Source organism: Vibrio sinaloensis DSM 21326 (assembly GCF_000189275.1).
Taxonomy (GTDB): domain Bacteria; phylum Pseudomonadota; class Gammaproteobacteria; order Enterobacterales; family Vibrionaceae; genus Vibrio; species Vibrio sinaloensis.
Genome location: NZ_AEVT01000006.1, coordinates 106,596 through 130,753, shown reverse-complemented (window position 1 = coordinate 130,753; position 24,158 = coordinate 106,596). Strand labels below are relative to the sequence as shown.

Genomic DNA, 24,158 nt, shown 5'->3' with positions numbered 1-24,158 from the left:
ACGCTTCTGGCTATAAAGTGGCGAGCTTGTGGTAAACTTCTGTCTTTATTGGTTATTGAATTAAATCCATGTCTAAATTGAAACTGTCACTTCTCGGTGCGCTAGTGGTCATTGCCGCACTACTTGCTTATGTGTTTATCCCAACGCATGTACGATTAGGTAGCGAAATTACCAACCAAGAAGTGGGCGAAAACTATCGCTTAGTCGGTTACAAGGCGATCTCGACCAAGCCGCAAGATGGTAAGCTGAATCATTACTTCTTAATTGCTAAAGATGCCAGTATCGAAGGTGTTGAACCTTTCTTGATCAGCTCTGATCCTTTCTTAACGGTCGATAATGTGGTCGACAATAAGCTAAGCCTGAGCATCAAAGGTCGAGTAAAACATTTTGATAATGATCTCTGGGTTGAAAAAGGCGATGGCAAGGTAGAGCACTGGTACATCAGCGCCAACATCAACTATATTCGCTAGACTAGCAATCGCCTCACAAACAGGTAAAATCACGCCCCTGTGATTTTGCCTGTAGTGAACCTGTCCATGCACCAACCGGAACAACTGTTTACGCGTTTTAATACCCAAATAGACGGAGTAGCGCTTCCAGAAAAGTTTACCTTTCCATTCTACTATCAGCCGCACCCACTGTGTGTCTTAGCCGCTGAGCAGTTGCAAGCACATTTGAGTCACCAAACCGACTGGCAGCATGATTTTGGCCTTACAGGTCATCAAGACGGCATAGGTAAGATGTTTGGCGTATTATTGGTGCGCTCACCCAAAGGGGAGTTGGGCTTCTTTTCCGCCTTCTCTGGTAAAATTGCCGATCAAAACCTCCTGCCGGGCTTTGTACCGCCTGTGTTCGACATGTTGGCAGAAGAGAGCTTTTTCCATGCTGACTTAGCTGAGATCACGAAACTCAATGATCAAGTGAAACAGCTACAAGCCAACCCAAAGCTCCATGCGCTGCAGCAACAGCTAGCCCAATATCAATGTGACTATCAGCAAACAGAGCAAACTCAGCGCGAACTGATGATTAAAGGTCGAGCTGAACGTAAGCAGCAGCGAAAACACGCAGAGCAAAACCTAGCAGGCGATGAGTTAAACCTGGCTCTGGATGATCTGGCTAAACAAAGCGTGGCGGAAAAGAATGTGCTTAAGTACCTCAAACAGGAATGGGACCAAAAGATCGCAGACGTTTCCAACCAGTTGAATGAGCTGACAAATCATATCGACTCGATTAAACAGCAGCGCAAGCACGGATCAAACCAGCTGCAAAACAAGCTGTTCGAGCAGTATCGGTTTTACAACATACGTAAAGATGAAAAGTCTCTCAAAGCAATTTTTGCTCCAACCACCAGCCCGACACCACCAGCGGGAGCCGGTGAATGCGCAGCACCTAAGTTACTCCATTTTGCTTTTAAACACGGTTACACACCGCTAGCGCTAGCGGAATTTTGGTGGGGAGTATCGCCAAAGTCGGAGATTCGCCAGCACAAGCAGTACTACCCTTCTTGTAACAGTAAATGTCAACCAATACTGGGTCATATGCTGTCGGGCATGGAAGTGGATGACAACCCACTAGAGGAAAATTGGGCAGAGGATAAAGAACTACAGATCCTCTACTCCGATGACGCCATGGTGGTGGTCAACAAACCGTCCGGTTTACTTTCTGTACCGGGGAAAACCATTTCTGACTCGGCGTACACGCGCCTGCAAGCACTTTATCCCGACGTTGAAGGTCCGTTTGTCATCCATCGTTTGGATATGGCGACCTCTGGGTTGCTGGTTTTTGCCTTGACTCGCCGCGCTAATAAGAGCCTGCAGAAACAGTTCATTTCGCGCAGCGTGAAAAAGCGTTATGTGGCCTTGCTGGAAGGCGAAGTGTCAGCGCAAAGTGGTGATATCGACCTGCCTATGCGAGGCGATCCAGAAGACAGGCCAAGACAGTTAGTGTGTGAGCAGCACGGCAAGCCAGCGAAAACGCATTGGCAGCTAATTGAAACCATCGACAAGCGCTCAAAACTGTACATGTATCCGCTCACCGGTCGTACTCATCAGTTACGAGTCCACTGCGCGCATCACCTTGGCCTGAATATGCCTATGGTGGGCGATGTTCTGTATGGTAACAAAGCAGACCGATTGCATCTGCACGCCGAGCGTTTGGAAATAGACCACCCTTACTCTAAAGAGCGCATGACGTTTCAGGTCGACGCTGAGTTCTAGGCCTACAAGCGTTTCCATCCAAACCTCACTTTCGCCTTGTGACATAAGTCGGCCTTTGATTGCCGACTTTTCACTATATATCGCAGCAAACCCTCAAGCGAGATAACATCGAGCTATCTTCAGTTCACGGATACGAACATGTCAGATTATTTTGCTACCGTGCGTTGGACTCGCACCGATAATGAACCCTTTGACGACAATCAGTACAGTCGCGGCCACACTTGGCACTTTGATGGAGGGGTGACTGTTCCTGCTTCATCCTCGCCTCATGTCGTTCCTCTGCCTTATTCGGTTGAAGAGAACGTCGACCCAGAAGAAGCGTTTATCGCCGCGATATCAAGTTGCCATATGCTGACCTTTCTCGGAATCGCCGCCAAACGACGTTATGTGATTGATTCCTATGAGGATAATGCGGTTGGCGTGATGAAAGACGACGACCAAGGCTACACATCTGTGACTCAAGTTACCTTGCGTCCTGAAATCGTCTTTAGTGGCGCGAAGCAACCCAGTTATGAACAGCTAAAAAAAATGCATCATCTCGCCCACAGGCACTGCTTTATCGCAAACTCGGTGAAATCTCAGATCACCACCGAAATCATCACCAAGGATACTCAATGAAGCGCCGCGGGTTAATCGTCACAGCCGTTTGCTTTGTTGTGTTTGTCGTATTTGGTCAGCAAGCCAACTTATTTGGTTCTAGCAACCCTGACTCGTTTCCCAGGTTACCTGACTCGCCAAACTTCAATGTCTCAGAGACTCACGATGGCACCTGGCTAGGCAGAAGAGTAGACGTCACTGGCAACAACCTTTGTGAACGCACCACGATAAGCGGAAAAATTGAAAATGGCTTTGCAACCTTCACTTTAACTTACAACGGCACACCGCTAAGAGGCTGGGTTGAGCAACAAACCGGCGAGCTGCTCTTGTTCGCCAGCAACCGCCAATGGGATTACCGATTTAAAGGCATTGCTGGGCGTGAACGAATCAATGGGGATTGGTTTTTAACCAATGGTCCATGCAAAGGCCATTGGTACCTAGAAAAACAGACCAGCGGCTAAAACAAAACTAATCAGTTGTCTGGCTTCATGCTACACTCACAGCCAATTTCAGGGTCAATGCACCCACCACGATTAATACAGAGTGTCACCATGCCTTTTTCTAAACTGGGCCTGAGTAAACCCATCACTGATGCCATTCAGTCTCTAGGTTACGCCAAGCCAACGACCATCCAAAACAAAGCCATTCCAGCCATTATGCACGGCGAAGATCTAATTGCTGCTGCGCAAACAGGGACGGGTAAAACCGCAAGCTTTGTTCTGCCGATTTTAGAGAAACTCGCCAAGGGTGAAACCCAACGCAAAAAGCGCATCCGTGCATTGATCCTTGCTCCCACTCGCGAACTGGCCGAGCAAATCGATCAAAAAGTGAAACAGTATGGTCAAAACCTGTCACTGACTTCACTGGCCATGTACGGCGGTGTCGATGAAAAGCCGCAAAAACAAGCCTTAATCGATGGCGTCGATATCCTGATCGCGACACCGGGTCGATTGCTCGACCTTTACGGCAAGCGCGCAGTTTACTTCGAAGAAGTCGAAATCTTGGTGATGGACGAAGCTGACCGCATGCTCGACATGGGCTTTATTGACGACATCAACAAAATTTTAGATCGTCTGCCAACGGATATTCAGCACCTCCTTTTCTCGGCGACCTTGTCTAACAAAGTACGTGACCTTGCCAAAACCGCAGTGCACGACCCCTTTGAGATTTCAATCGCCGCCAACCAAGCATCGAAAAAGAACATTGAGCAGTGGCTAATTACGGTCGACAAAGACAAGAAGTCAGCGCTGCTCAGCCACCTGATTAAAGAGAATGATTGGGATCAAGCACTGATCTTTATCGAGACAAAGCATGGCGCAGCGAAACTGGCCAGCCAGCTCGAAAAGCGTGGTATAACCGCCGAAGCATTCCACAGTGGACGAAGCCAAGCCATTCGTAAACAGCTGCTTGCTGACTTCAAAGCAGGTAAGATTCAATACATGATCGCCACCGGTGTGGGTGCGCGAGGCATCGATATTGAAGGTTTAAGCCGAGTGATCAACTACGACTTACCTTTCCCTGCCGATGAATACGTTCACCGTATTGGCCGTACAGGTCGTGCTGATGCCCAAGGTGAGGCGATCTCATTTGTCTCTAAAGATAACTTCAAAAACCTGTGCATGATAGAAAGCCGCCTTGGTCATCTTATTGAACGTAGAGAAGTAGAAGGGTTTAAGCCACGCAAACCAGTGCCGATTTCTATTCTTAACTATGTACCAAAACACAAGCGTCAACCTAAGGAAGAGTCATGAGCGCCCCAACCAAAATTACCTTTTTTGAATTTCTGACGCCGCTTGTGGCATCGGGTAAAAAGACCATTACTATCCGTGATGAATCTGAATCGCATTACGTTCCGGGGACGCAGGTCGAGGTTTACACGCTCGAAACCGATCAAAAGGTGTGTGAAGTAAAAATCTTGTCGGTAAAACCGCTGCACTTTGATGACATTAATGAGTTTCATGCCGAGCAGGAGTACATCGAACTGCTAAAGCTTAAGAAGCTTATCCGTGAGATCTACCCAGATACCGACACGCTTTTCGAGATCAGCTACGAGTTGGTCTAATTAGCGCCACTGCCGCCTTGACGACGGGCGGCACAAAAACTTTGACACTAGTTCCAAAGTTTAGAGTTATCGTCAACTCTCTCAATATGCAGCTACACTGATATAAAGAATAAAAAATTCAATTGAATCAATATCCTTTATAAAAGTGTGGCTTTAATGACAACGTCTCTTAATCGCTTTCAGTACTTACCTATTGTCGCCCTTGCCCTCTCTATGATGGTCGGAGGCTACTACTTTCATAACACCTTAGAGTCTTGGACAACTCGTATTGTCAGTGGCTACATGTCGAGCCTATTGGATGATGTTGCTCATCAAGTTCACGATAAACAACTCGATTTGTACGACATGCCTCAACCTCAGATTGACGCGTTCATCGATAACCTGTCTCAATCTCGATTTGGCCAACGATTTACGGTTATTCACAGTGGAGGCCGCGTCCTAGGTGACTCGCAGCTCTCAAACAGAGAAATCAGTGTGCTTGGCGATCACAGTTCACGCCCTGAGATTGTGAGCGCACTGGCCGGTGAGGTGGGTATCTCCAAACGCCACAGTGACAGCATTAACCAAGACTTACTCTACGTTGCCAAATTGCTGGAACTGCCAGAGGATGAACACGGTCATGACACCAAGTACGTGATTCGCCTTGCAATGCCGTTGACCTCTCTCACCGGGCTGACCCGCGATTTAGAGGTCATTTTTTATGCGCTGATGGCCTGTTCTTTTGCTGTCCTCATCGGCTCTTCGTGGTTTAGCCATAAAAAGATTTTTGCGGTGGTTGCCCACGAGAGACAACTGCAAGAGCTGCGAATTGAAAAGAGTACTCGTGAAATCGAACTTCTCCATCAATTGGCAAACATGCTGGCAGCCTGTAATAGCATCAAAGAGGCCCAAGTTGTTGTCGCCGATATTATTCCTCGCCTACTGGGTGATATAAACGGAGCGGTTTCCATCATGCGCGAGTCACGCAACCAATTGGAAATCAAACTGGATTGGGGTGGCGAATGGCCAGCCAGCAAGGTGTATGCGCCCAATGACTGCTGGTCGTTGCGCAAAGGGAAATTCCACCTCTCCCATGAAAAGCACCACAATCTAGTTTGTAACCATATGTCCGGTCTTGACGACGACGGCACCACCTTATGTATCCCTCTGACTGCTCACGGCAATACCGTCGGTATGTTCCATCTCTATTTTGGTCATCAAGACGCGCCACTTACTGAAGAAACCAAACAACTGGCATTTACCCTCGCAGAGCACCTTGGCCTTGCGCTCGCCAACCTCAGCTTACAAGAAAAACTGCGTTCTCAAGCGATGCGAGATCCGTTAACTGGACTCTACAATCGTCGTTACTTTGAAGAAGTGCTCGACAGCGAATGGTCTAAGGCCAATCAAGACAAATCACCACTGTCGTTACTCATGCTCGATTTGGATCACTTCAAACGCTTTAATGATAATTTTGGTCACGATGCGGGTGACTACGTCCTCAAAGAAGTGGCCAACCTGCTGACTCGCAATACTTTGGACACCCATGTGGCCTGTCGATTGGGCGGTGAAGAACTTGCCATCATTTGCCCAGAAACAGAGAGCCATGATGCTCTACAATTGGCCAATCAGATCGTTGACGAAGTACGTGAGCTTCACTTGGATCTGAAAGGTCTGTCATTGGGACAACTCGGCGTCTCCATCGGCGTTACCACCTTCCCCGATTTAAATGGCTCTCCAGAAGAGTTGGTGAAAGCCGCCGATACCGCTTTGTACCAAGCCAAAGACAACGGGCGAAGTCAGGCAATCCACACCAACGCGAAAAAGCCGGAACCAATAACGAGTAAAGCCAGTGATATTTTGCCGCTTAAGCAGAAGTCCTCCGTCGAGTCATAAGATCATCGCCGGATCAAAAACCACTAGACGACTGGTCTAATTATCGTTAAAGTGGCGGCCATGAACGCAAAAACACACGACACACGCCAGCATATCCTAGACGTTGGTTATCAACTTATCGTCAACAAAGGCTTTACCGCCGTTGGTTTATCTGAGCTGCTAAAGACCGCTGAAGTGCCGAAAGGCTCTTTCTATCATTACTTCAAATCCAAAGAGCAATTTGGTGAAGCGTTGATTGAAGAATATTTTCGCAGTTACATGGCACGAATCAGCACGGTGCTCAGCCAAGCTGATAAGTCAGGCTATGATTGCGTAATGGATTATTTCTCTCGCTGGCTGCAACTAGAAAACGGCGTGTGTAATGCGAATAAGTGTTTAGTGGTAAAACTGAGTGCGGAAGTCTCGGATCTATCAGATAAAATGCGAGTCTCGCTGGCAAATGGTGCTGAGCAGATAATTAATGCTATCGCGGCCACCATCGAGGCTGGCATAGCAGATGGCTCTATCGCCAAACAAGATAGTCGCCAAACTGCCGCTCAGCTCTATCAACAGTGGCTAGGTGCGAGCCTGCTCAACAAGTTGATGCAAGACCAGGTGAACCTTGAGTTGAGCCTGACAACCACTAAACAAAAACTCCAAGCTTAAATACCCCGCCTAAACTGATTAGGCGGGATTTTTTGAAATAACAACTAGACGACTGGTCTAATACAAGGGAACCTCTCCATGACTGACTCTACAAACCGACGCATAGTGCTTGCTTCTCGCCCAAAAGGCGCACCAGTGGCAGACAACTTCCGCATAGAAACGGCTGACATTCCAAGCCCGAATGAAGGAGAGATCCTACTGCGCAGCGTTTACCTTTCACTCGACCCGTACATGCGCGGCCGTATGAACGATGCAAAATCATACGCTGACCCTGTTGCGATTGATGAGACCATGGTGGGTGGCACTGTGTGTCAGGTTGTTGAATCAAAGCATGACAATTTCGATAAAGGCGAATGGGTGTTAGCTTTTACGGGTTGGCAAGATTACGGCATATCTAACGGTGAAGGCCTAATCAAAATGGGAATGGAGCCGTCTCACCCTTCTTACGCGCTCGGTGTTATGGGTATGCCGGGTTTCACCGCATATATGGGTCTGCTCGACATCGGTCAACCTAAAGAAGGTGATACTCTGGTTGTAGCCGCCGCGACAGGTGCGGTTGGCTCTATGGTTGGTCAGATCGGTAAGTTGAAAGGTTGTCGCGTGGTTGGTGTTGCTGGCGGCGCAGAAAAGTGTGATTACGCAAAAACTCAGCTGGGTTTTGACGAGTGTATCGACCACAAAGCGGACGACTTTGCAGAGCAACTGGCGAAGGTTTGTGACAAAGGGATTGACGTCTATTTCGAAAATGTCGGCGGTAAGGTGTTTGACGCAGTGTTACCTCTGTTAAACACGGGGGCACGTATTCCTTTGTGTGGCCTAATCTCTCAATACAATGCAACCTCATTGCCAGAAGGCCCAGACCGCATGTCGATGTTGATGGCGCAACTGTTGATTAAACGTATCAAGATGCAAGGCTTCATCATTTTTGATGACTACGCTCACCGCTACGGCGAGTTCGCCGCAGACATGACGAAGTGGCTTGCACAAGGCAAAATCCACTATCGCGAGCATCTTGTTGACGGACTAGAAAATGCGCCGGAGGCTTTCATCGGCTTACTGGAAGGCAAGAACTTCGGCAAGCTTGTCGTTCAAACCAATCAACCGATTTAAGGAGCCTGCTATGATTATTCTCCACCACCTGAACCAATCGCGTTCTAAGCGTATTATCTGGCTACTTGAAGAGCTTGACGTTGAGTACAAAGTGATTCCATACCATCGTGATAGCGTGACGTTTCTCGCACCGCCTGAGCTTAAAACCGTGCACCCACTTGGTAAGTCTCCAGTGATTGAAGAACAAGGAAAAGTGATCACGGAATCTGGCGCTATCACCGAGTACCTGATCGCAAAATACGCAGCGGATCGCCTCGCCCCGGCGCTTGGCAGCAATGACCACCTCGACTATCTGCAATGGCTTCATTTTGCAGAAAGCTCAGCGGCGCTGCCTTTACTGTTGAAAACCTTTGTCGCAAAAGATGGTGCACCCACCAACTTCCTGGCCGACTATGCTGAAGTAGAGCTGGACAAGGTTATGGGTTACGTCAATCAACGACTTGAAGGAAAACGTTACTTAGTTGCCGACAAACTGACTGGTGCCGACATTATGATGTCGTTTATCGTCGACATTCTAGGTAAGTTTGGCCTACTGGAGCGTTACCCAAACATCGCCAAGTACGCACAACAACTTGCGACTCACCCTAATTGGCAAAAAGCCGAACAGCTGGAAGTCCAATACGGCTAAGCCCTTAAAGTGAGGCCATATCGAATGGCCTCACGTCCTACCACTGCTCCCCTCCTTGTCTAGCTTGAATAAGATAGATGATGCCTATCAATAACATAGCTAGTAACAAATTTCTTTTAACTCAATTGCGCTCTATTCTTTGCTGTATCAGATAACCGAATAACGGTTTCAACTAGGCGAATTCGCGGCGATTATGGTTCTCGCCTCGACGACGCAAACATCCGATTGTCACCGAAACAATAAGAATAAGGTAACAACCGTGACTACAGCGACACTCAAGGAGCAAATCATGGAACACAAAAACATATCTACTGGTGGTCAATGTCCTGTCATACATGGCGGCGCAACGTCTTCTAACTCCTCCAACGTAGCTTGGTGGCCGAACGCCCTCAATTTGGACATCCTTCATCAGCACGATCAAAAAACCAACCCAATGGATCCTGATTTCAGCTATCGTGAAGCCTTAAAATCTCTCGATGTAGAAGCATTGAAACACGACCTGAAAGCTCTGATGACCGACAGTCAAGACTGGTGGCCTGCGGATTGGGGCCACTATGGCGGCTTAATGATTCGAATGGCATGGCACTCAGCAGGTACTTATCGCATCGGTGATGGTCGGGGCGGCGCAGATACAGGTAACCAACGTTTTGCTCCTCTTAATTCATGGCCAGACAATGGCAACCTAGACAAAGCTCGCCGACTGCTTTGGCCGATCAAACAAAAATACGGCAATAAAATCAGTTGGGCTGACCTTATGATTCTGGCCGGTAACATGGCGTACGAATCAATGGGCTTGAAGACATTTGGCTTTGCCTTCGGTCGTGAAGACATCTGGCACCCAGAAAAAGACATCTACTGGGGTGCAGAGAAAGAGTGGCTTGCGGAAAGTGATGCCGATAACAGCCGCTACTCTGGCGAGCGTGATCTAGAAAACCCACTTGCTGCCGTGATGATGGGCCTAATTTACGTTAACCCTGAAGGGGTTGATGGCAAACCGGATCCACTTAAAACAGCGCAAGACATGCGTGAGACCTTTGCGCGTATGGGAATGAACGATGAAGAAACGGTGGCGTTGACAGCAGGCGGGCATACCGTGGGTAAAGCGCACGGCAATGGCGATGCTGCTAACCTTGGTGCAGAGCCTGAGCGCGGTGAAATCGAGGAGCAAGGTTTAGGTTGGAACAACCATAAATCTCGTGGTGTTGGCCGTGATACCGTTACCAGTGGTTTGGAAGGAGCCTGGACAACCAACCCGACTCAATGGGATAACGGCTTCTTCCACCTATTGTTTAACTACGATTGGTGGCTACAGAAGAGTCCAGCAGGAGCATGGCAATGGGAACCGGTACACATTAACGAAGAAGACATGCCGGTCGACGTCGAAGACCCATCTATCCGTCGTAACCCAATCATGACTGATGCCGATATGGCACTTAGAATCGACCCTGAGTACCGTAAAATCGCAGAGCGCTTCCACAGTGATCCTGCCTACTTCTCGGATACCTTTGCTCGCGCTTGGTTTAAGCTTACCCACCGTGACATGGGGCCAAAATCTCGCTACTTCGGCCCAGATGTACCAGCAGAAGATCTTAACTGGCAAGATCCGATTCCTGCGGGTCGTGATGATTATGATATCGGTGCATTAAAAGACAAGATTGCCGCCAGCGGCCTAAGCGTGAGCCAGCTCGTATCAACCGCTTGGGATAGCGCTCGTACTTACCGCAACTCAGATAAACGGGGTGGGGCTAATGGTGCGCGAATTCGCCTAGCACCACAGAATCAATGGCAAGCCAATGAACCCGAGAAGCTCGCCCATGTCCTCACGATTCTAGAGAAATTGGCTCAAGAATCTGGTGCGAGCATCGCCGACACCATCGTCCTCGCAGGTAACCTCGGCATTGAACAAGCTGCACTTGCGGCTGGCATTACAGTCGATGTTCCTTTCACTCCAGGTCGAGGTGACGCGAGCCTAGAGCAAACGGACATCGATTCTTTTGCAGTACTGGAGCCTTTAGCAGATGGATTCCGTAATTGGCAGAAGCAACACTACGCTGCGACCCCAGAAGAACTGCTGCTAGACCGAGCGCAACTATTAGGGCTGACGGCACCGGAGATGACAGTGCTCATCGGGGGGATGCGGGTATTGGGCACCAACCACGGTGATAGCCAACATGGCGTGTTTACCAATCGCGTGGGTCAACTTACCAATGATTTCTTCGTTAATCTAACGGATATGCGCTACACGTGGAAGCCAACTGGTCGTAACTCCTACTCTATTGTGGAACGTGCCAGTGGGGAAGAGAAATGGACAGCCAGTCGCGTTGATTTGGTCTTTGGCTCCAACTCAATTCTACGCGCTTATGCTGAGGTATACGCGCAAAATGACAATCAAGAGAAGTTTGTCCGTGATTTCGTCTCTGCTTGGAGCAAAGTCATGAATGCAGACCGATTCGACATCAGCAAGTAGCAATGAAAAAGTAGAGAGCAAAAAAATAGTGGCGATTTGGCATTCGCCACTATCTTCTACTAGGGTTTAATAAGCGACCCAAGGTAAGAACCAAAATGCATAATCACGAATAAATGAGGAGTGATAATTATGAACAATTTTGATTTCTTTAAGCTGTTTGATACCAAAGAGCTGTTTATCTTCTACTAGCGGTTTACTTTTGATTCTTTGCAACCGCTTTAAACAGTACTGACGTATCCATACGACCTAAACCGTCTTGTTGTAGCTCTGCGTATTGCTCATCAACCTTTTTAGTTAGGGGAAGCTCTAGGCCAACGCGCTCTGCTTCATTAAGACAAAAGCCAAGGTCTTTACGCATCCAGTCAATCGCGAAGCCAAAATCAAACTTATCTTGTGACATTGTCACGGCGCGGTTTTCCATTTGCCATGACCCTGCTGCACCGTGCTTCAACGTATCGACCACTTGTTCAATATCCAAACCGGATTTCTGCGCCAATAGCAAGGCTTCACTCAACCCTTGTAAGATGCCGCCAATACAGATTTGATTGACCATTTTACAGCGCTGTCCTTGGCCATTCTCACCAAGTAACGTCATCTGCTTAGCGTAAACATCCATAATAGGTGCCACTGCATCAAATACAGATTGCTCGCCACCACACATAATGGTCAACACTCCATTTTCCGCGCCCGCTTGGCCGCCAGATACTGGTGCATCGATAAACTGATTGCCATTTTTTGCTGCAGATTTGGCAAGCTCAATCGCCAGCTCAGCCGATGTTGTAGTGTGATCCACCAGCACCGCGCCAGGCTTTAGACCTGCAAGAATACCGTCTTCACCATAAACGACACTGCGCACATCGTCGTCATTGCCAACGCAAACAAACACTACGTCACAATCCGCCGCAGCTTGCTTAGGCGTGTCACATGCCTCCCCCTGATATTCACCCGCCCATTGAGCAGCTTTTGCTAACGTACGGTTAAACACCTTGGTTTGGTGACCAGCTTTACTCAAATACCCTGCCATTGGGTATCCCATCACACCCAGTCCAATAAAGGCTACCTTGTGAGTCATGACTTCCTCTCTATTTTTAACTTATTGTTTTGGCAGTGTACTCGAACAGCGCAGACAAATTAACCCATCTGAATTAACTAATATGGACAATCACTCACCCTGACCAAATACTCACGTTTTACTGCTTTCCCTCATCGGGGTAACTGTGCCAAACTTAACCCAATATCCACCCCTTTAGTTAAGTAGTAACATGAAATTCCAAGCCGCTATCTTCGATATGGATGGCCTTTTGCTCGACACCGAACGTGTCTGTATGCGCGTATTTAAACAAGCCTGTGAGACGGTTAATCAACCCTTCTATCAAGATGTCTACCTGTCCATTATCGGAAGAAACTCCGCTGGCATTGAAAAGATATTCCGCGATGCCTATGGAGAGCATTACGATGAGCTACACGCAGAGTGGCGAGTAAACTATGACTCCATCGTGAAACACCAGGCCATTCCAGTTAAAGATGGGGTTACCGAACTGCTTAGCTGGCTTAAGGAAAATCAAATTCCGACAGCCGTTGCTACGTCTACTCATCGAGAAGTCGCGCAAATAAAGCTAAAACTTGCCGGGTTAGATGTCTACTTTGATAACCTAACCTGTGGCTGTGAAGTGTCTAACGGCAAGCCAGACCCAGAAATTTATCTGCTTGCAGCGCAAAGGCTAAATGTTGCAGCTAAACACTGTGTTGCATTTGAAGATTCTAACAACGGTGTTCGCAGCTCAGTAGCCGCCAATATGACCACGTTTCAAGTCCCTGATTTGGTAGAGCCATGCTCCGAAGTGATCGCTCTTGGTCATCAAATTGTGCCGTCACTTCATGACGCTCTGGACGCACTGAAAAAAGCGTAATCGATTCGAGCTCACTGTCTCGGTGAGCTCTCTTTATGCTTCCCTACTCTTGCCAATAACTTTCTGTTCTAACACTTTTATCTCAAAAGACTTTTTATTTCGTTCATTCAACCCAATCATAATCAATGCCGGATATCACTTTTGGATAAGGAATAACAATGACAGAACAATATCAACCACCTAAAGTTTGGACTATGGATGATGAAAGCGGTGGTCAGTGGGCTAGCATCAATCGTCCTGACTCTGGTGCACGTCATGAGCAGGTGCTCCCAGTTGGCAATCACCCTATTCAGTTGTATTCAATGGGCACTCCCAACGGGCAAAAAGTCACCATCATGCTTGAAGAGTTGCTGGCGCTGGGTGTAAGCGAAGCGGAATACGATGCTTATATGATCAAGATTGGTGAAGGCGATCAGTTTGGTTCAGGCTTTGTGGAAGTTAACCCAAACTCTAAAATTCCAGCCTTAGTCGACCACTCTGGTGACGAGCCGATTAACGTGTTCGAATCAGGCAATATCTTGCTGTATCTTGCTGAAAAATTTGGCCACTTCCTACCCACTGACCTAGCAGCCAAAACCCGAACCATGAACTGGTTGTTCTGGCTTCAAGGCTCTGCGCCCTATCTCGGAGGTGGTTTTGGTCACTTCTATGTCTACGCACCAGAAAAATTCGAATACCCAATCAACCGCTTTACGATGGAAGCCAAACGTCAGTTAGACGTGCTAGACAAGCAGTTAGCGAAAACTCGCTTCTTAGCAGGCGACGAATACACCATTGCAGACATCGCTACTTGGCCTTGGTATGGCAACGTTGTTCTGGGTAAAGCCTATGATGCGGTAGAGTTTCTCCAAGCCGAGGGGTACACCAATGTACTGCGTTGGGCGAAAGAGATTGAACAGAGAGAGGCTGTCCAGCGCGGGCGTATTGTCAACCGCTCTTGGGGTGAAGAGTGGGAGCAAGTTCCTCAGCGTAACAGTGCCGCCGATATTGATAACGCATTGGCACTAAAGCCTGAATAAATCTGCTCTTGAAACACCCCTAGACAAAACGGCTTAACGAAATGTTAAGCCGTTTTAATTCGATCTAACAGAATAGTTTTAAACGTCGAGAGACTTTGACATAAATCGACTGTTGGGATCTTCATCGTAATCTGCAAATGGGCCACAGTATTGGAAACCATATTTCTCATACAGCGAACGGGCCGGCTGGAAGAAAGCTTGCGATCCAGTTTCTAAACTCACGGTCTTAAACCCTTTTGCTGACGCCTGTTCCAGAGCATGAGCCAGCAAGCGCGACGCTACCCCTTGCTTTCGAGCATGAGTACTGGTTCGCATCGATTTTAGTTCTGCGTGCTTGTCGCTCAAAGACTTAATTGCAACGCATCCAAGCAAGGTTTGCTCTTTCCATCCACTGTAAAAAGTAATTTGTGGCGATTTTAACGCTTCGACATCCAGCGCGTGAACGCTTTCCGGTGGCGATGTCGCATACATGTCTTGTAAATGCTCTTCTAACAGTTGAATGACTTCACCGCCAGTAAGATCATCAATTCGAATATCCATATTCGTGATTACTCCTGTTGTTGCTGACAAACTCTATAAATATCAGCAATTCGATAAAGGGTAAAGCGCGTGGTTTATTCGCGGCAACCCCAGCTAATCACCCTCAGCAATCACTGGATTAACCAACGGAATGAGCGGCGTAAAAACGACTCGGCGTTGCTGTACACTATGTTTCCATGTGACATCACCAAGGTTTGCGGCTGCCACGCTAAAATTCGCATCATGTGTTGGCGCGCTTTGGCTTTACCAAACATAAAGCTCAGCCTCCAGTCTAAAGGCATTTGACCATGTGGAGCTAAAATCCCTATCCCCTTCGCCACCGGCCGCTGCCAATAATTAAAATGTTGCTTAGCAAAGTTCTCCACAAGATCAGTGACGATTAAAGTGCGAGACTCTGGATGAAAAAATACACATTCTTGCATCGCAGGAGAACCGGTAAACAGCTCTTGTTCGATCTCTTCTCTCCAAGGCCACTGCTGCTCAACATTAAGCGAACCATCAAACGCCAAATCTTGACGCTTTTTAATCACCTCGTTAGTACCATACAGTTGAGCCTCTGGGTACACTTCGAGCCAATCGGCGAGGAATAGGTGGTGAAGGTGGTTTGGAGCAATCAAATAATCCACCGTCCCTAACTGATTAATTTGCTCAACCAGTGAGTCGCTAAGCTGAATAGGACTGTGAAGCCAGAGCGCGCCATTCGCGAGGCGAACCACCGTCATTCGAGTAGTGAAAGGGAAACCAAAGAAACGCACCGTCGGGCCATCAAATACCCATATGTTCTGCGCGAGCTGTTCCATTAATATCTCTTCCATCGCTGAGCCTTGAGAAGCACCAAAGCGACCGAACCTCAATGCCTCTCAAAGCGTTGTTTGCACTTAGCGATCCAGAATAACGTCAAAGCCACCATAAATAATGCGTTTACCATCGAACGGCATTGGGTTGTGCTCTTGACTCATTCGCGGATCATCCATAATTTTTTGCCACGCTGCGTCTCGTACTGTTTTAGAAGGCCAGATGACCCACGAAAAGACCACCGTTTCATCGCTGGTTGCTTTTACCGCCATCGGAAAGGAGGTTACCTCGCCATCCGGTACCTCATCGCCCCATGCCTCCACAACTTGCAGGGCGCCATGGTCTTTAAACATTGCTGCGGCAAGCTCAATATGCGCTTGGTACTCTGCTTTGTTGCCCGTGGGCACCGCTGCGACAAATCCATCAATATACGACATAACTCACCTCCCAATAGTTGAGTTATAACCATAGACCAATAGACGCGATTTAAGCTTACTTCGTCTCTTTGTTGTTCAACTGAAGGAGATCCCACTTATTACCGTATAGATCTTGGAACACAACCACAGTACCGTACTCCTCCACTCTCGGTTCTTCGTTGAACACGACGCCATTTGTTTTCATTAATTGGTAATCTCGCCAGAAATCATTCGTTTGTAGAAACAAAAATACCCGACCTCCAGTTTGATTTCCCACGCTCTTGGCCTGCTCTTCATTACTGGCTTGTGCGAGCAGTAGGTTGGTACCGTTTGAATTGGGTGGCGACACCTGAACCCACCGCTTACCGCCACCAAGATTGGTGTCTTCCACTAGGGTAAACTGGAGCTTCTGAGTATAAAAGTCGATGGCATCATCGTAGTTGTCTACCACGAGGGCAATATTACCAATTTGCTGTTTTACTGGCTGAGACATAATACATCCAAAGATCAAAACACCGACTTTACATCATTTTCCGGCTCAAAGTAGTATTTCGCGCCTTAGACAGACGTACGCTCAACATCGGTATTATCGTTATGCTATCCAATAGATTATTTACTAATAGGCACTGCCACAATGTTGCTTCTCGCACGGAACACCATCCAAGTCACCATCGATCTTTACGTTTGGACAATTGTTCAGATAAAAGCGCGCCTCCTGACAAGAGTTCATTTCGCTGCAGTGCACTTTCCCCAAACATTGAAAAGAGTTGACCAATAGCTTCTGGGTCTTGAATTGAGGTTGAGTATTTTCCAGAGATACAGGGCGAACCGATAGTTCAACATTCACATTAGCTTGCTGTTCGAGGCTGTAATTATTCATCAAATAATGATTTAGCGCCATCGCAGCGCCAAGAATCATCACGACAGTAATCACCAATAGACTAAAGTTGTTATCTCCTTTCATTTCCCTAATGTCCATATACAACTTAAAGGGGATCTGAGTAACGTTTATGGCCTTACGCAACGTCCTATTACAACGGTCAGTGAGTCACTCAAACATTCCACAACGATAATAAATGCCATATCTTACAAGTCAATGTTAGCTGCGTCGCAGTTTTCCTTTCTCAGCATACATCTGTTTGTAAGACTTAGTCTGTAAATGCTGTTGTGACAGACCAAATTGCCCGGCTAGTTGCTCCAAGTCAACTTTGTAACCAGGCAATTTGGTTTCATCGTCGGTCATGATGGCAAACTCGGCAAACTCGGCAAACTCTCCAATCCCTGGCAGTACGTCCACGGTAATATGAAACTCATCGATAAAATAAATACTGCGTGTTTTCTCCGCCTCTAGGGTCACTTGATAGCCCATTGTCTCAAGCATATTTTTTGCGTTGTCGACATCTGAAATATTGGTCGCGACGCACTTGTCAGCCTCCGGTCCTTTTACTATCCAGAGTTTGATCCCCGATGGTTGCATATTTCGAATGCAAACACTCTTGTTCGCCTCTGCTAGAGCATTGTCTGGCCAATCGAAATACCAGTCAGTCTCGGTATTGTTTTCCAACATGACCTGATGAGGAATATCACTTAACCGCTTTAGAAACTCGCTTTTTGACTCTAAACGATATTTAAGCTCAACCTCGTATTTGCCTTTAAAGTGTTGATTAGACATATTCATTTTCTCTTATTTTCGCGCACTCGCAAGGCGTGTCACGTTAGTGGAAAGAAATGTACAATGAATTCGTTGACCCGTCTATTAGGCGAGGGTTCAAGATGCACATTCGGTCAAACAATGGAGCAGATATGCTAACGGTCACCCAAATCGCCAAACAATTTGGTCTTTCTCGGACAACGATTTTGTACTACGAGAAAGAACAGCTTCTGCTGCCTGCTTACCGCTCTGAAAATGGGTATCGCTGGTATGGCGAAGAACAGATAAAGCGACTAGAAACCATCACTTCCTATCGCTCTTATGGGTTATCAATCGCGAGCATTAAGACCTTGTTAAACCGAAATGGAGAATCTCAAGCCCTGTTGTTGAGAGAACACTTCAACCAGCTAGAAAAAGAGATCCAACATCTACGCGCGCAGCAAAAAGCTGTCGTGCTGTTGCTTCAAGAACCAAACCTACTAGAGGAAAACATTGTGAACAAAGAGCGCTGGGTAGAAATCATGGTTGCAGCCGGATTTACAGAGTCAGACATGGTCAAGTGGCACCAAAAGTTCGAACAGTTGGAGCCGCAAGAGCACCAGAAATTCTTAGAGTCTCTGGGAATTGCGGGTGACGAAATCGCCAGAATAAGAGCCCTTTAATAAAAAAGGTAGCCTCTAAAAAGAGGCTACCTTTTGTCAATGGCCTGAACGTTTTACTCTCTAGACGCTTCTCTCTATCGAGACATGATCCAGACGGTAGATATGATCAGCGTACAGCTTACCGCCAATTTGGTATGCATCTGGCACGACTTGGTGCAAGGTAAAACCACTGTTGGTTAACACCTTTTCAGAGCCAAAGTTACCTTCTGTCACTACAGCATTAAACGCTTCGATGCCAAGATCTTCAATGGCCCATTTAACTAATGCTTTGAGTGATTCAGTACCATAGCCCAAACCGTGGTATTGCGGCAAAAACAGGTAGCCCACTTCCGCGACGCCATCCGATACGCGAAAACCGGTCACACCAATTTTTTCTCCACTCTCGCTTAGTGTGACAGTAAGACAAAGCCAGTGTTCAGCACCCTTACTCCATCGCGGCAATCGAGACTCAAAACTTTCTTTTAACGCCTCTGGTGAAGGCTCATCGAAGCATAGGCTAATCACTGCAGGGTCTTGGTTTAATGATTGAAACAATGACCAATCCTGTTGAGTGATCTGTGACATCGTCAATCTATCTGTACTTATTTTCACTAATGTTCTTTCCTTGTTGAATAGAGTGGTTTTTACTAATTTCCGCTATTGATGGATTACTGTTTCAACCATGATTGGTATTCTGGCTTGCAGTTTTTTACATCTTGATAAAGCCAAACCATGCGGTCGACAAACCACATTTTGGTAAACATCACCCATAATGTACTAAGCACAGCAAGGTCATATCTCATGTCATATACCGCAAAACACCAAATTGGCAACCCGATAATCTGGAGCCCAACGATCAGTTTACACATCCGCAAATGGTGATGAGGGATCAGGTTTTCGTTATGTCGATTCAAATAAATACGTTCGCCAAACGTGCCCATAGAAGCCCAATTATTGGTGTTTTTTGGCGCTGAGAACAATCTTGGGTTAAGCCAAGTCCAAATCACAATCGAAACCAACATTGGCAATGTCCACCAACCTAAATCATCGCGAAATACCAACACAAGCGTAAGTAGCGGCATGATGGTAAAACGAGAATAGACACTGAGCGGGTTAGAATGACGCTGCCACGCTGACTCATCCATTGACATAAGCTTTTCTGCAGCTTTAAAAACATCCATAACGTATCTCGACTTTGGTGCTAATTCGTTTGTGCGTTTTGCTCACTCTGCGCTTGTTTTAACGCCGCGTTACTTTTACAACCAATGTAATCGTGGGGCCCATCAATGAGTATTAACTTGAGCGCCGGACCAGTTGAGGCGCTATACAGCCAGCCATCTTTGAGCATCCGGATACCATTTACTCTGATAGCAACAGGCCTTAGCAATCTCTGACACGTCCAACTTTTTTCGCCAGACTCCGAAACCAAAGTACCAAGCCAATTGATGGTTTTCTAGCTTAATTATCATTGAAACGAAAAGAAGGCCTATGACACTTTCTCTACCCTACTGTCGAAAACACCAAAAGTTAACCGTCAAGTTCCATTTAAAGTGGCTTCATCAGCAAAATCTCGTGTCTGGGAGTTTTGCAACCAACAACTATAAGCAGAACAAGGTTAATGTTGGGATCCCACCGGAATACGAACAAGATTTGTATCGACCTAGCTAAGACGTCATCTTATGAACCCAAAGGTTGCATTTTTGGCTGCGCTTCTTTAGGGTGAAAGCATGACCTATTTGCTTAGCTACACCGCACCAATTTGTTGCTGCTGTAATCACTTCGATTTACGGCGGCTTTCGTGTAGCTATTAGCTAGCAAAAATTTATCCCCATTCACAGGCCGCTGATGTTTTCATCCGCGGCCTTTTTGTATTTGAAGGAACATAATATGACCCCGACTGCACTCTCATTATTCGATACCATGGCTCGTCAGCAACGACCATTTCAATCTATTGAAAACAACACCGTTGGCCTATATGCGTGTGGCCCTACCGTTTACGACTACGCACATGCGGGTAACTTACGTACCTATCTTTTTGTCGACACGCTAAGACGAGTATTGTCTCTAAACGGGTATCAAGTGAATCACGTTATGAATATTACTGACGTTGGCCACCTCACTTCAGACGCAGATACTGGTGAGGACAAGATGGAGAAAGGCGCAAGAAAACAAAACAAATCCGCATGGGAGATAGCCCAGTATTTCGAACATGCTTTTCTTGCCGACTTAGAACAACTCAATATTTTAACCCCAACCACTATTTGCCGAGCAACTGAGCACATCCAAGAGCAGATTGATTTCATTGCCCAGCTAGAAGAGAAGGGCTTCACTTATCAAACCCGAGATGGCCTCTATTTCGACACCAGTAAATTGGCTGAATATGGCCAACTTGCGCGTTTGGATAAAACGGGGCTTGAAGCGGGTATCAGGGTCGATATGGCAGAGAAAAAACTGGCGACTGACTTTGCTTTGTGGAAGTTTTCAGGCGAGCAAGAGAGACAAATGGAATGGCCAAGTCCTTGGGGAGTCGGTTTTCCAGGTTGGCACATCGAATGTTCCGCAATGGCGGAAAAATACTTAGGCGAGCAGTTCGATATTCACGTCGGCGGAGAAGATCATATCCCTATCCATCACACTAACGAGATCGCACAGTGCCAAGCAAAAAATGGACGTATCCAAGCAAATTACTGGCTTCACGGATTCTTTCTCCAACTGAACAAAGAGAAAATTTCTAAATCTGGCACTTCGTTGCGCCTTGAAGCTCTCATTGAACGTGGGTTCGAGCCATTAGCCTATCGATACTTAACCTTAACAGGTCATTATAGAAGCCATTTAAGCTTTACTTGGGAAAGTTTACAAGGTGCACAAACGGCTCTCAAACGCTTGAGAAACAAGGTGACAAAGCTAGCCGATGGCGGACAAATCATTGACGAGTATCAGCAGCGCTTTTTCCAGCTGATCAACCAGGACCTGAACATGCCTAAAGCGCTTGCCTTATTATGGGAAGTACTAGACAGCGGTTATTCAAGCCAAGACAAAAAAGCCACGGCGCTGTTTTTTGATCAGATATTTGCATTAGACATCAACCACGTTGAACAAGAAAAAGTTCCCGAAGACGTGATGCAACTTGCCCTGCAAAGGTTAGCGATGAAGCAACAAAAACGCTTTGCTGAAGCAGACAAGATCCGAGAGCAGATCAATCAGTTGGGTTACCAGGTTGCCGACAAAGGTGACAAATTCGATGTTAGCGCGCTATGACGTTGTGAGGGCAAAGTGTGCGCAGAAAGTGAGTAATGCTCTCTGCGCATACATTTAAGTTAACTCGATAAGTTACGCAGTTTAGGATCGTCGGTCAGGTACTCGACAAACTCTACCTCAAAACCTGCCGGGTCAACGAAATAAATGTTCTTACGATACGGCTCATCAGCACCTGGCTTGGCGATAGAGAAACCAGCATCTTGTAAGCGACCAATAACCGCTTCAATATTGTTGGTGACATAAGCAAAGTGCGCTAATCCCACTTGATGGCCGGGCAAGTCACGGTTCTCCCCTTCCCCATGGTCACTCAGTGCAATGTACTGATACTCATCGCCAAAGTGTAACCAGTTTCTTGGTTTTCCACTCCACTCACCCTGACCTTCATCTCGTACATACCAATGCGGGAAAGCCGCTTGATAGAACTTCAACATTTCAGGGATATCTTTTACTACTAAGTTCACATGCTCGAGTTGAATCATGGTTTTCTCCTTTGATTTTTTAGCCAACGGAGACCATGCTAAAACCTCAAGTTAGGTTTAGGTAAAGTGTTTTTTTCACTATTTTAAATGATTACAAGTTCCCAAACCTATCGGGCACTCAATTTAAGAAAACGATCACCCTCAACGGCAGGTAATCGTTTTCTAGATGATCACTATAGTTTTTGCTCTATTGTCACCAGTGGCACACGTGTTGAAACCGCGTGAAGCGCAATGTTATGAATCATTTCATCTACAGTGGTACAACAGTCCATTAAGATAGACACCTCATACTTCTCAGCGACTTTAGAGATAGCGGTATGCGTGACGCAGTTTTGCGTCATCATTCCACAAACCAGTAACTCAGTAACACCATACTTAGCAAGAACTTCATCTAGGTTTGTGCCTTCAAAGCTATCAGCAAAGTGTTTGACGACCACATCAGATTCAGGCGCCAGAGCCAGGACCTCTGGGTGGATTGCCGCACCATCCGTACCCTCATTAAAAAATGGAGAAATACCCATCGCAGGGTCAGCGATATGCTGAACGTGGATGACGGGAATGTTCTTCTCGTTTGCTTTCCCGATCGCTCTCTTCACATTGTCGAGCGTCAGATCAGTATTCCACAACGGAAATTTCCCACCCGGAAAATAGTCATTTTGTAGGTCAATTACGATTAAGGCTGTTTGATTCATTGTTCTTCCTCTATCTAGTTCAGTCCAAGCGAGTAATAGGCACATAATAGAGGGTTTTCGTTTTGCTGCTCAGAGTCTAAAATGACACAAAAAGGTTTAAAAGCGACACTACATGAAAATAGCTATTGTCAATTACCAAGAAAGCTCACAAGCATCCGTATATGGGTTAAAAGAATTCTTTGATATGGCGAATCGCGCCGCCTCTGAATTGGCCATGGAGGCGCAGTTCGAGGTAGAGATACGAAATCACTGGCAAGCACAGAGTGGTGATCCAGTTAATACCGTTGTTGTGATCCCGCCAAGCCATAGTGGAAGTTACTATCTAGCCCCGGAGAAAGCACTGCTTGATTGGCTATCTGAACAGCACAACAAAGGCGCCATTCTTGCTTCAGCCTGCGCTGGAACATTTATTCTCGCCCATACCCAACTGCTGAATAATAAGTCTTGCACCACACATTGGGGGTTAGCTCAAACTCTGAAGGCCCATTTCCCCGACATCAAGGTGAAACCCGAATCGATTCTCATCAATGAAGGCAGTCTGATTACTGCAGGTGGCATGATGTCTTGGATGGACTTAGGTTTAGAGATTGTTTCATCGCTGATGTCGCCAGCTGTGATGCGATTACTTGGCAAGATGTTGGTGATTGATACTGGCTCAAGAGAACAAAGATTCTATCAGCAGTTTGTTCCCAACTTTCAGCACGGCGAAGAAACGATTGTTCGCCTGCAACACCATATAGCAGAACACTTAGGAGAGAAGCTAAGTAACCAAGCACTCGCAGATCTCAGTTGTTTAACAGAAAGAACATTGCAACGACGCTTTAAGAAAGCGACAGGCTTTAATATCAATCAATACATCCAAAACTTACGGGTGCAAAAGGCTTGTGATCTATTGGAGTCAACAACGCTCACCTTTGACGTCATTTCATTTAAAGTCGGCTATCAAGACGTCAGCGCCTTCAGGAAAATATTCAATCGCGTAGTCGGCTTAACACCAAAAGCCTTTCGAGCACGGTTCTGTTCGTAAAAGCGTTGACCTATCCTATCTCGTATTATTTGCTGTTTTTGCTATTGGCCTAGTTGAGAATTGAGCAATTTCAATCAGGCGCAGAACAACCACCCTAGGTATCATCTGTGTGAACTTTAAATTGGGAACT

26 protein-coding genes and 1 pseudogene are annotated in these 24,158 nt (G+C 46.7%); 16 read left to right on the top strand and 11 right to left on the bottom strand.

The window, feature by feature from the left end:
- The first annotated feature begins 68 nt into the window (after positions 1–68).
- From RH45_RS01555 to katG, 11 genes are all read left to right on the top strand, one after another.
- Complete coding sequence (locus tag RH45_RS01555) at positions 69–470, top strand: hypothetical protein (protein ID WP_008072936.1); 402 nt, start codon at positions 69–71, stop codon at positions 468–470.
- A gap of 66 nt (positions 471–536) precedes the next feature.
- Complete coding sequence (locus RH45_RS01550) at positions 537–2,216, top strand: RluA family pseudouridine synthase (RefSeq protein ID WP_008072934.1); 1,680 nt, start codon at positions 537–539, stop codon at positions 2,214–2,216.
- Between the two features lie 138 nt (positions 2,217–2,354).
- Positions 2,355–2,834: an OsmC family protein gene (locus RH45_RS01545; RefSeq protein ID WP_008072933.1), complete on the top strand. Its 480-nt coding sequence runs from the start codon at positions 2,355–2,357 to the stop codon at positions 2,832–2,834.
- On the top strand, positions 2,831–3,274 hold the full coding sequence (locus tag RH45_RS01540) for a hypothetical protein (protein WP_008072932.1): 444 nt from the start codon (positions 2,831–2,833) through the stop codon (positions 3,272–3,274). The genes RH45_RS01545 and RH45_RS01540 overlap by 4 nt, the downstream gene beginning before the upstream one ends.
- Positions 3,275–3,364: 90 nt before the next feature.
- The gene (locus RH45_RS01535) at positions 3,365–4,564 is read left to right on the top strand and encodes a DEAD/DEAH box helicase (RefSeq protein WP_008072930.1); all 1,200 of its coding nucleotides are present in this window, start codon (positions 3,365–3,367) and stop codon (positions 4,562–4,564) included.
- Positions 4,561–4,875: a N(4)-acetylcytidine aminohydrolase gene (yqfB, locus tag RH45_RS01530; RefSeq protein ID WP_008072929.1), complete on the top strand. Its 315-nt coding sequence runs from the start codon at positions 4,561–4,563 to the stop codon at positions 4,873–4,875. Before RH45_RS01535 ends, yqfB begins: the two co-directional genes overlap by 4 nt.
- A 156-nt stretch (positions 4,876–5,031) precedes the next feature.
- Positions 5,032–6,750 (top strand): sensor domain-containing diguanylate cyclase, encoded by a 1,719-nt coding sequence (locus RH45_RS01525; protein ID WP_008072927.1) that lies wholly within the window; start codon positions 5,032–5,034, stop codon positions 6,748–6,750.
- 60 nt (positions 6,751–6,810) lie between these two features.
- Positions 6,811–7,395 (top strand): TetR/AcrR family transcriptional regulator, encoded by a 585-nt coding sequence (locus RH45_RS01520; RefSeq protein ID WP_008072924.1) that lies wholly within the window; start codon positions 6,811–6,813, stop codon positions 7,393–7,395.
- 78 nt (positions 7,396–7,473) lie between these two features.
- Positions 7,474–8,505, top strand: a complete 1,032-nt coding sequence (locus tag RH45_RS01515) for an NADP-dependent oxidoreductase (RefSeq protein WP_008072922.1) — start codon at positions 7,474–7,476, stop codon at positions 8,503–8,505.
- Positions 8,506–8,515: 10 nt separating this feature from the next.
- Positions 8,516–9,133 carry a glutathione S-transferase family protein gene (locus RH45_RS01510; RefSeq protein WP_008072920.1) on the top strand — a complete coding sequence of 206 codons (618 nt, stop codon included), beginning with the start codon at positions 8,516–8,518 and terminating at the stop codon, positions 9,131–9,133.
- Between the two features lie 289 nt (positions 9,134–9,422).
- Positions 9,423–11,600: a catalase/peroxidase HPI gene (gene katG / locus RH45_RS01505; protein WP_008072917.1), complete on the top strand. Its 2,178-nt coding sequence runs from the start codon at positions 9,423–9,425 to the stop codon at positions 11,598–11,600.
- Positions 11,601–11,793: 193 nt separating this feature from the next.
- Here the strand turns inward: katG and RH45_RS01500 are convergent, their stop codons facing one another.
- Entirely contained in the window at positions 11,794–12,672 is an 879-nt protein-coding gene (locus RH45_RS01500) for an NAD(P)-dependent oxidoreductase (protein ID WP_008072913.1), read from the bottom strand.
- A gap of 190 nt (positions 12,673–12,862) precedes the next feature.
- Here RH45_RS01500 and RH45_RS01495 point away from each other — a divergent pair, with 190 nt between their 5' ends.
- Both RH45_RS01495 and yghU read left to right on the top strand, forming a co-directional pair.
- Positions 12,863–13,510, top strand: coding sequence for an HAD family hydrolase (locus tag RH45_RS01495; RefSeq protein WP_008072911.1), 648 nt, complete (start codon positions 12,863–12,865; stop codon positions 13,508–13,510).
- Between the two features lie 158 nt (positions 13,511–13,668).
- Positions 13,669–14,529, top strand: coding sequence for a glutathione-dependent disulfide-bond oxidoreductase (gene yghU / locus RH45_RS01490; protein WP_008072910.1), 861 nt, complete (start codon positions 13,669–13,671; stop codon positions 14,527–14,529).
- Positions 14,530–14,607: 78 nt separating this feature from the next.
- Here yghU and RH45_RS01485 read toward each other — a convergent pair whose 3' ends face one another.
- The 6 genes and pseudogenes from RH45_RS01485 to cyaB all read right to left on the bottom strand — a co-directional run bounded on the left by RH45_RS01485 (position 14,608) and on the right by cyaB (position 17,952).
- Positions 14,608–15,069 (bottom strand): GNAT family N-acetyltransferase, encoded by a 462-nt coding sequence (locus RH45_RS01485; protein ID WP_008072909.1) that lies wholly within the window; start codon positions 15,067–15,069, stop codon positions 14,608–14,610.
- Positions 15,070–15,179: 110 nt separating this feature from the next.
- The gene (locus tag RH45_RS01480) at positions 15,180–15,869 is read right to left on the bottom strand and encodes a DUF4336 domain-containing protein (RefSeq protein ID WP_008072908.1); all 690 of its coding nucleotides are present in this window, start codon (positions 15,867–15,869) and stop codon (positions 15,180–15,182) included.
- A gap of 78 nt (positions 15,870–15,947) precedes the next feature.
- Positions 15,948–16,301 (bottom strand): DUF1428 domain-containing protein, encoded by a 354-nt coding sequence (locus RH45_RS01475; protein ID WP_008072907.1) that lies wholly within the window; start codon positions 16,299–16,301, stop codon positions 15,948–15,950.
- Positions 16,302–16,356: 55 nt separating this feature from the next.
- On the bottom strand, positions 16,357–16,773 hold the full coding sequence (locus RH45_RS01470) for a VOC family protein (RefSeq protein WP_008072906.1): 417 nt from the start codon (positions 16,771–16,773) through the stop codon (positions 16,357–16,359).
- A 123-nt stretch (positions 16,774–16,896) separates the two neighbouring features.
- A pseudogene (locus RH45_RS23705) lies at positions 16,897–17,043 on the bottom strand (excalibur calcium-binding domain-containing protein); the annotation flags it as partial.
- 336 nt (positions 17,044–17,379) lie between these two features.
- Positions 17,380–17,952: a class IV adenylate cyclase gene (gene cyaB / locus RH45_RS01460; protein WP_008072904.1), complete on the bottom strand. Its 573-nt coding sequence runs from the start codon at positions 17,950–17,952 to the stop codon at positions 17,380–17,382.
- 131 nt (positions 17,953–18,083) lie between these two features.
- On the opposite strand from cyaB, the gene RH45_RS01455 reads away from it, so the two are divergent.
- Positions 18,084–18,593, top strand: a complete 510-nt coding sequence (locus RH45_RS01455) for a MerR family transcriptional regulator (protein ID WP_008072903.1) — start codon at positions 18,084–18,086, stop codon at positions 18,591–18,593.
- 60 nt (positions 18,594–18,653) lie between these two features.
- Here the strand turns inward: RH45_RS01455 and RH45_RS01450 are convergent, their stop codons facing one another.
- Complete coding sequence (locus RH45_RS01450; protein ID WP_039958102.1) at positions 18,654–19,184, bottom strand: GNAT family N-acetyltransferase; 531 nt, start codon at positions 19,182–19,184, stop codon at positions 18,654–18,656.
- Between the two features lie 56 nt (positions 19,185–19,240).
- Positions 19,241–19,753, bottom strand: coding sequence for a DUF6653 family protein (locus tag RH45_RS01445; RefSeq protein ID WP_008072898.1), 513 nt, complete (start codon positions 19,751–19,753; stop codon positions 19,241–19,243).
- A gap of 706 nt (positions 19,754–20,459) precedes the next feature.
- On the opposite strand from RH45_RS01445, the gene cysS reads away from it, so the two are divergent.
- Positions 20,460–21,830, top strand: a complete 1,371-nt coding sequence (cysS, locus tag RH45_RS01435; RefSeq protein ID WP_008072894.1) for a cysteine--tRNA ligase — start codon at positions 20,460–20,462, stop codon at positions 21,828–21,830.
- Positions 21,831–21,889: 59 nt separating this feature from the next.
- On the opposite strand, the gene RH45_RS01430 is transcribed toward cysS, so the two are convergent.
- Entirely contained in the window at positions 21,890–22,309 is a 420-nt protein-coding gene (locus RH45_RS01430) for a VOC family protein (protein WP_008072893.1), read from the bottom strand.
- A gap of 173 nt (positions 22,310–22,482) precedes the next feature.
- Positions 22,483–23,001 carry a cysteine hydrolase family protein gene (locus RH45_RS01425; RefSeq protein ID WP_008072890.1) on the bottom strand — a complete coding sequence of 173 codons (519 nt, stop codon included), beginning with the start codon at positions 22,999–23,001 and terminating at the stop codon, positions 22,483–22,485.
- Between the two features lie 112 nt (positions 23,002–23,113).
- Between RH45_RS01425 and RH45_RS01420 the strand changes: the two genes are divergently transcribed.
- Positions 23,114–24,028 carry a GlxA family transcriptional regulator gene (locus tag RH45_RS01420; protein ID WP_008072889.1) on the top strand — a complete coding sequence of 305 codons (915 nt, stop codon included), beginning with the start codon at positions 23,114–23,116 and terminating at the stop codon, positions 24,026–24,028.
- The last annotated feature ends 130 nt before the right edge of the window (positions 24,029–24,158 follow it).

Coding starts and splice junctions, on each gene's coding strand:
- RH45_RS01455 (WP_008072903.1), top strand. CDS start 18,084: ATGCTAACGGTCACCCAAATCGCCAAACAATTTGGTCTTTCTCGGACA.
- RH45_RS01485 (WP_008072909.1), bottom strand. CDS start 15,069: ATGGATATTCGAATTGATGATCTTACTGGCGGTGAAGTCATTCAACTG.
- yghU (WP_008072910.1), top strand. CDS start 13,669: ATGACAGAACAATATCAACCACCTAAAGTTTGGACTATGGATGATGAA.
- RH45_RS01420 (WP_008072889.1), top strand. CDS start 23,114: ATGAAAATAGCTATTGTCAATTACCAAGAAAGCTCACAAGCATCCGTA.
- RH45_RS01510 (WP_008072920.1), top strand. CDS start 8,516: ATGATTATTCTCCACCACCTGAACCAATCGCGTTCTAAGCGTATTATC.
- RH45_RS01535 (WP_008072930.1), top strand. CDS start 3,365: ATGCCTTTTTCTAAACTGGGCCTGAGTAAACCCATCACTGATGCCATT.
- RH45_RS01445 (WP_008072898.1), bottom strand. CDS start 19,753: ATGGATGTTTTTAAAGCTGCAGAAAAGCTTATGTCAATGGATGAGTCA.
- RH45_RS01515 (WP_008072922.1), top strand. CDS start 7,474: ATGACTGACTCTACAAACCGACGCATAGTGCTTGCTTCTCGCCCAAAA.
- RH45_RS01540 (WP_008072932.1), top strand. CDS start 2,831: ATGAAGCGCCGCGGGTTAATCGTCACAGCCGTTTGCTTTGTTGTGTTT.
- RH45_RS01545 (WP_008072933.1), top strand. CDS start 2,355: ATGTCAGATTATTTTGCTACCGTGCGTTGGACTCGCACCGATAATGAA.
- RH45_RS01470 (WP_008072906.1), bottom strand. CDS start 16,773: ATGTCTCAGCCAGTAAAACAGCAAATTGGTAATATTGCCCTCGTGGTA.
- RH45_RS01525 (WP_008072927.1), top strand. CDS start 5,032: ATGACAACGTCTCTTAATCGCTTTCAGTACTTACCTATTGTCGCCCTT.
- cysS (WP_008072894.1), top strand. CDS start 20,460: ATGACCCCGACTGCACTCTCATTATTCGATACCATGGCTCGTCAGCAA.
- RH45_RS01500 (WP_008072913.1), bottom strand. CDS start 12,672: ATGACTCACAAGGTAGCCTTTATTGGACTGGGTGTGATGGGATACCCA.
- RH45_RS01520 (WP_008072924.1), top strand. CDS start 6,811: ATGAACGCAAAAACACACGACACACGCCAGCATATCCTAGACGTTGGT.
- katG (WP_008072917.1), top strand. CDS start 9,423: ATGGAACACAAAAACATATCTACTGGTGGTCAATGTCCTGTCATACAT.
- RH45_RS01495 (WP_008072911.1), top strand. CDS start 12,863: ATGAAATTCCAAGCCGCTATCTTCGATATGGATGGCCTTTTGCTCGAC.
- RH45_RS01475 (WP_008072907.1), bottom strand. CDS start 16,301: ATGTCGTATATTGATGGATTTGTCGCAGCGGTGCCCACGGGCAACAAA.
- RH45_RS01480 (WP_008072908.1), bottom strand. CDS start 15,869: ATGGAACAGCTCGCGCAGAACATATGGGTATTTGATGGCCCGACGGTG.
- RH45_RS01555 (WP_008072936.1), top strand. CDS start 69: ATGTCTAAATTGAAACTGTCACTTCTCGGTGCGCTAGTGGTCATTGCC.
- cyaB (WP_008072904.1), bottom strand. CDS start 17,952: ATGTCTAATCAACACTTTAAAGGCAAATACGAGGTTGAGCTTAAATAT.
- RH45_RS01550 (WP_008072934.1), top strand. CDS start 537: ATGCACCAACCGGAACAACTGTTTACGCGTTTTAATACCCAAATAGAC.
- RH45_RS01430 (WP_008072893.1), bottom strand. CDS start 22,309: ATGATTCAACTCGAGCATGTGAACTTAGTAGTAAAAGATATCCCTGAA.
- RH45_RS01425 (WP_008072890.1), bottom strand. CDS start 23,001: ATGAATCAAACAGCCTTAATCGTAATTGACCTACAAAATGACTATTTT.
- yqfB (WP_008072929.1), top strand. CDS start 4,561: ATGAGCGCCCCAACCAAAATTACCTTTTTTGAATTTCTGACGCCGCTT.